The sequence below is a fragment of the Streptomyces sp. NPDC046197 genome (assembly GCF_040646295.1).
Lineage (GTDB): Bacteria > Actinomycetota > Actinomycetes > Streptomycetales > Streptomycetaceae > Streptomyces.
Genome location: NZ_JBEYZY010000001.1, coordinates 342,427 through 348,663, shown reverse-complemented (window position 1 = coordinate 348,663; position 6,237 = coordinate 342,427). Strand labels below are relative to the sequence as shown.

Annotated in this window: 5 protein-coding genes; all 5 read right to left on the bottom strand. The window is 69.5% G+C overall.

Annotation, left to right across the window (positions count from 1 at the left end):
• Positions 1-534: 534 nt before the first annotated feature.
• Complete coding sequence (locus tag AB0A61_RS01625) at positions 535-1,638, bottom strand: substrate-binding domain-containing protein (protein ID WP_361284989.1); 1,104 nt, start codon at positions 1,636-1,638, stop codon at positions 535-537.
• 413 nt (positions 1,639-2,051) lie between these two features.
• Entirely contained in the window at positions 2,052-2,504 is a 453-nt protein-coding gene (locus tag AB0A61_RS01620) for a helix-turn-helix domain-containing protein (protein ID WP_361284350.1), read from the bottom strand.
• A 5-nt stretch (positions 2,505-2,509) separates the two neighbouring features.
• Entirely contained in the window at positions 2,510-3,682 is a 1,173-nt protein-coding gene (gene dnaJ, locus AB0A61_RS01615) for a molecular chaperone DnaJ (RefSeq protein WP_361284347.1), read from the bottom strand.
• 36 nt (positions 3,683-3,718) lie between these two features.
• Positions 3,719-4,384 carry a nucleotide exchange factor GrpE gene (grpE, locus tag AB0A61_RS01610; protein ID WP_361284344.1) on the bottom strand — a complete coding sequence of 222 codons (666 nt, stop codon included), beginning with the start codon at positions 4,382-4,384 and terminating at the stop codon, positions 3,719-3,721.
• Entirely contained in the window at positions 4,381-6,228 is a 1,848-nt protein-coding gene (gene dnaK / locus AB0A61_RS01605) for a molecular chaperone DnaK (RefSeq protein ID WP_361284341.1), read from the bottom strand. The genes grpE and dnaK overlap by 4 nt, the downstream gene beginning before the upstream one ends.
• Positions 6,229-6,237: the final 9 nt, after the last annotated feature.

Here is a 6,237-nt window from a genome sequence, read left to right as displayed (position 1 = left end):
GACGGCACCCTGAGCGCCCCTCCTCGACGGCACCCTGAGCGCACCCTGAGCGCCCCTCCTCGACGGCACCCTGAGCGCACCCTGAGCGCCCCTCCTCGACGGCACCCTGAGCGCCCCTCCTCGACGGCACCCTGAGCGCACCCTGAGCGCCCCTCCTGGACGGCACCCTGAGCGCACCCTGAGCGCCCCTCCTGGACGTGGCGACGGTGCGGCGGGGTGCGGCGCCGGGGGGGTGCTGCGGTGGTGCGGCGCCGACGTGAGGTGTGGCGCCGGTGCGGCGCCGACGTGAGCTGTCGCGCCGGTGCGGCGCCCGCGTGGGGTGTTTGCCGTGCACGACGGCAACGGCGGCCCGGTGACCCGGCGGCGGCGACCGCCCGCGTCACCCTCGGTCCCGGCACGTCGCCCGATCGGTGGTCCGCGCCCGCGCAGTGCGCCCCGTACGGCGCGCGGGAGGGGTGCGGCGAGCGCCGCCCGTGACCGGATCAAGCCGGTGGCCACCGGATCGGTCCCGGTGGCTCCCACGGCCCGTGAGGACTACTTGAGGCCGTTGGCGGCGCAGGCCGACCTGTACCTGGCGGTGCAGATCTCGGACTCCTTGTAGATGCCGTCGGCGAGGACCGTGTCCTTGATGTTGCTCTTGGTCAGGGCGACGACGGAGACGAGCTGCGCCGGGACGTCCTTGTTGGTGGGGCTGGTCACCTTGTCACGTGTGAGCGAGTCGAACTGGATGTCCTTGCCCTGGACCTTGGCGACGGCCATCTCGGCGGCGTTCTCGGCCTCGGTCGGGTAGGACTTGTACACGCTCATGTACTGCTCGCCCGCGAGGATCCGCTGCACCGCGTCGAGCTCGGCGTCCTGGCCGGTGATCGGCGGCAGGCTGGTGACGCCCGCGGCCTTGAGGGCCTTGATGACACCGCTCGCCATGCCGTCGTTGGCCGAGTAGACGCCGGCGATGTTGTTCTTGCCGATCTGGGCGATCGCCTGGGCCATGTTGGCCGTGGCGTTCTCCGGCTTCCAGTCCTTGGTGTCGTAGGACGCGGCGATCGTCACCTTGCCGCTGAGCTCCGACAGCGCGCCTGCCTTGAACTGCTTGGCGTTGGGGTCGGTGGGCGAGCCGTTCATCATGACGATCTTGCCGGAGCCGGTGTCCGCGCCCATCGCCTCGATCAGGGAGCGGCCCTGCACCTGGCCGACCAGCTCGTTGTCGAAGGAGATGTACGCGTCGATCGGGCCCTCGGCGAGGCGGTCGTAGGCGATGACCGGAATGCCCGCGTCCTTGGCCTTCTTCACCTGGTCGGCGATGGCGTGCGAGTCGACCGCGTCCAGCAGGATGATGTCGACCTTGTCGTCGATCATCTTCTGCATCTGCTCGGCCTGCTTGCCCGCGTCCGCGCCCGCGTTGGCGTAGTCGACCCGCCCCTGGTTCCGGGTCAGGGACTCGACCTGCCGCTTGATGATCGGGTAGTCGAACTTGTCGTACCGCGTGTTCGCCGTCTCCGGCAGCAGCAGACCCACTGTCACGTCGTTGCCCTTGGTCGGGCTCGCGGTGCTGCTGCTCCCGGACCCACCGAGCGCGCCACATGCGGCCAGCGAAAGGGACAACGTGGGCGCGGCCACGGCTATGGCGATACGACGCATCGAGGTGCTCACTTCTGGTGCCTTCCGGACGCGGGCGCAGCATTGCGGCCCAGGTGACTGAAAAGCCAACGCGGCGGCGACCATCTCCGTCAAGCCGTACCACTTAACGAGATGGCAACATCACGCTCCGCTTCCGGTGTGAAGGCTCTGCGGAATCCCCTCCAAACGCCCTTTACGGACCCTCCACCGAACAGTGGTTAACCGGAAGGCAAAGATCCGTACAACCAACTCCATTCACCGCGAGTCGAGATCCCGGGCGGATTCGCACCGTCAATCCGCCCCCGAGCAGGTGACCGAACGAACCAGGCCAGACGCACGACGGCCCCGGTGGCCGAGGCCCGGGACCGGTCGAGCACGAAGGGGCCCGGAGGTTCGGGTGAACCTCCGGGCCCCTGTTCCGCTCGTGCGCGCGGTCAGTCCGACTGCTGCTGGCGCTTGGGACGCCACACCACCAGCGCGCTGGTCTGCTGGACCTCCTGGTACGGGACCAGGTCCCGGCGGTAGGAGGCGTGCACGGCGGCCTCGCGCTGGCGCATCGCGGCCGCCGCGCCGTCCAGCGCCGCCTGCATCTCCGCGACGCGGGACTGGAGGGCGGCGACCTGGTTCTCCAGTTCGATGATCCGCTTGATGCCGGCCAGGTTGATGCCCTCGTCCTGGGACAACTGCTGCACCTGGCGGAGCAGTTCGATGTCGCGGGCCGAGTAGCGGCGGCCCCGGCCGGTGGTGCGGTCCGGGGAGACCAGGCCGAGCCGGTCGTACTGACGGAGTGTCTGCGGGTGCAGTCCGGACAGCTGGGCGGCCACCGAAATGACGTACACCGGTGTGTCTTCCGTCAGTTCGTACGGATTGCGACGGCGGCCGTCCATCTCTCTCATGCTCCCTTCGCGGCCTCGAACAGCTCCGCCCGCGGGTCCTCGCCCGCGGTCGCCTCGCGATACGCCTCCAGCGCGTCACGAGCCTTCCCCGCAAGGTCCTTCGGGACACTCACCTCGACGGTGACCAACAGGTCGCCGTGCGTCCCGTCCTTGCGGACCGCTCCCTTGCCACGGGCTCGCATCGTACGGCCGTTCGGCGTGCCGGGAGGCAGTTTCAGCGTCACCGGCGGCCCGCCGAGCGTCGGCACCCGGACCTCGCCGCCGAGGGCCGCCTCCGCGAACGTGACCGGCACGGTGACGGTGAGGTTGTCGCCCTTGCGGCCGAAGACCGGGTGGGCGGCGACGTGCACGACGACGTAGAGGTCGCCGGCCGGGCCGCCCCGCTCGCCCGGTGCGCCCTTGCCGCGCAGCCGGATGCGCTGGCCGTCCAGGACGCCCGCGGGGATGCGCACCTGCATGGTCCGCGAGGACTTCGCCCGTCCGCTGCCCTTGCAGACCTCGCACGGGTTCTCCGCGATCAGGCCGCGGCCCTTGCAGTCCGGGCAAGGGTCGGTCAGCGAGAAGCCGCCGCCCGAGCCGCGCGCCACCTGCCCGGTGCCGACGCAGGTCGGGCACACGCGCGGTGTGCCGTTCTTGTCGCCGGTGCCCGAACAGGCCTTGCACGGCTGCTGGCTGGACATGCGCAGCGGCACCGTGGCGCCCTCGATGGCCTCCGTGAAGCTCAGCGTGACCTCGGACTCGATGTCCTGGCCGCGCCGGGGCTGGGTGCGCGTGGTGCCCGCACCGCCCCGGTTGAACAGGCCCCCGAAGACGTCACCGAGACCGCCGCCGAAACCGCCGCCCCCGCCCTGGGCGCCGCCTCCGAAGAGGTCGCCCAGGTCGAAGTTGAAGTTGCCGCCGCTCGCGCCCGGCCCCGGGCGGAACCCGCCGTTGCCGAAGAGTGCGCGGGCCTCGTCGTACTCCTTGCGCTTCTTGGGGTCACCGAGGATGTCGTTCGCCTCGGAGATCTCCTTGAAGCGCTCCTCGGCCTTGGCGTTGCCCTTGTTGGCGTCCGGGTGGAACTCGCGGGCGAGCTTCCGGTACGCCTTCTTGATCTCGGCCTCGGTGGCGTCCTTGGGGACGCCGAGGACCTTGTAGTAGTCCTTCTCGATGAAGTCCTTGGTGCTCATCCCCGACGCCCCTCCTTCCCTGCGTTCGTTTTGACGTCAGCCCTCCTCCGGGCCACCGTTCTCCTTGTCCTCGGCCTGCTCCGCGGACGTGGCGTCCTCGGTCGGCTTGACCGTCTGCGCGCCCGGCTGGGGCTCGGCCACGGCCACCCGCGCGGGGCGGATGGTGCGCTCGCCGATCCGGTACCCGGGCTGCAGGATCGCCACGCAGGTCGTCTCGGTGACGTCCGGCGCGTAGCTGTGCATCAGGGCCTCGTGGATCGTCGGGTCGAAGGGCTCGCCCTCCTTGCCGAACTGCTGCAGCCCCATCTTCGCCGCCACGGTCTCCAGTGACTCGCCGACGGACTTGAAACCGCCCACCAGTTCGCCGTGTTCGCGTGCGCGACCGATGTCGTCGAGCACGGGCAGCAACTCGGTCAGGAGGTTCGCGATGGCGATCTCCTTGACCGCGATCCGGTCGCGCTCGACCCGGCGGCGGTAGTTCTGGAACTCGGCCTGCAGCCGCTGGAGGTCCGCCGTGCGCTCACCCAGCGCCGTGCGGGCCTGGTCCAGCTGCGCCGTCAGACCGGCCGTCCGATCCGCGTCCCCGGCCGGGGCCGCCCCCTTCTCCTGGGAGGAGGCGGCCTGCGGCTCGGCGTCGTCAGTCGAGGCGCCGGAGGGGACATCGGGCTGCTGCTCGTCGAAGCCCGGGGTCTCCTCCGTCACGCGGCACCGTCCTTACGGTCCTCGTCGACGATCTCGGCGTCGACGACGTCGTCGTCGGCCTTCGCCTGGCCGGCACCGGCGTCACCGGCACCGCCCGCGGCCTGCGCGGCCTGGGCGTCGGCGTACATGGCCTGGCCGAGCTTCTGCGAGACGGCCGCGACCTTCTCGGTGGCGGTGCGGATCTCCGCCGTGTCCTCGCCCTTGAGCTTCTCCTTGAGCTCGCTGACCGCGGCCTCGACCTCGGTCTTGATCTCGCCCGGGACCTTGTCCTCGTTGTCCTTGAGGAACTTCTCGGTCTGGTAGACGAGCTGCTCGCCCTGGTTGCGGGTCTCGGCGGCCTCGCGGCGGCGGTGGTCCTCCTCCGCGTACTGCTCGGCCTCCTGGCGCATCCGGTCGACCTCGTCCTTCGGGAGCGAGGAGCCGCCGGTGACGGTCATCTTCTGCTCCTTGCCGGTGCCGAGGTCCTTCGCCGTGACGTGCATGATGCCGTTGGCGTCGATGTCGAAGGACACCTCGATCTGCGGGACGCCACGCGGCGCCGGCGGCAGACCGGTCAGCTCGAACATGCCGAGCTTCTTGTTGTACGCCGCGATCTCGCGCTCGCCCTGGTAGACCTGGATCTGCACGGACGGCTGGTTGTCCTCGGCCGTGGTGAAGATCTCGGACCGCTTGGTCGGGATCGTGGTGTTGCGCTCGATGAGCTTGGTCATGATGCCGCCCTTGGTCTCGATACCGAGGGACAGCGGGGTCACGTCGAGGAGCAGGACGTCCTTGACCTCACCCTTGAGGACACCGGCCTGGAGCGAGGCGCCGATGGCGACGACCTCGTCCGGGTTGACGCCCTTGTTGGCCTCCTTGCCGCCGGTCAGCTCCTTGACGAGCTCGGCGACGGCGGGCATACGGGTGGAGCCACCGACGAGGACGACGTGGTCGATCTCGTTGATGGAGACGCCGGCGTCCTTCATGACGTTGAAGAACGGCGTCTTGCAGCGCTCCAGCAGGTCGGCCGTCAGCTGCTGGAACTGAGCGCGGGTGAGCTTCTCGTCCAGGTGCAGCGGGCCCTCGGCGGACGCGGTGATGTAGGGCAGGTTGATCGAGGTCTCGGTGGACGAGGACAGCTCGATCTTGGCCTTCTCCGCGGCCTCACGCAGGCGCTGGAGTGCCATCTTGTCCTTGGACAGGTCGACGCCGTGGCCGGCCTGGAACTGCTTGACCAGGTAGTCGACGATGCGCTGGTCCCAGTCGTCACCACCGAGGTGGTTGTCACCGTTGGTGGCCTTCACCTCGACGACGCCGTCGCCGATCTCCAGCAGGGAGACGTCGAAGGTGCCGCCACCGAGGTCGAAGACGAGGATCGTCTGGTCGTCCTTGTCGAGGCCGTACGCCAGGGCGGCGGCCGTCGGCTCGTTGACGATGCGCAGTACGTTCAGACCGGCGATCTCGCCGGCCTCCTTGGTGGCCTGGCGCTCTGCGTCGTTGAAGTACGCCGGGACGGTGATGACCGCGTCGGTCACCTTCTCGCCCAGGTACGCCTCGGCGTCCCGCTTCAGCTTCTGCAGCACGAAGGCGCTGATCTGCTGCGGGTTGAAGTCCTTGCCGTCGAGGTTGATCTTCCAGTCGGTGCCCATGTGGCGCTTGACCGACCGGATGGTCCTGTCGACGTTGGTGACCGCCTGACGCTTGGCCACCTCACCGACCAGCACCTCGCCGTTCTTGGCGAAGGCGACGACGGACGGCGTGGTCCTGGCGCCCTCGGCGTTGGTGATGACGGTGGGCTCGCCGCCCTCCAGAACGCTGACGACGGAGTTAGTCGTGCCCAGGTCGATGCCGACCGCACGTGCCATGGTGAATTC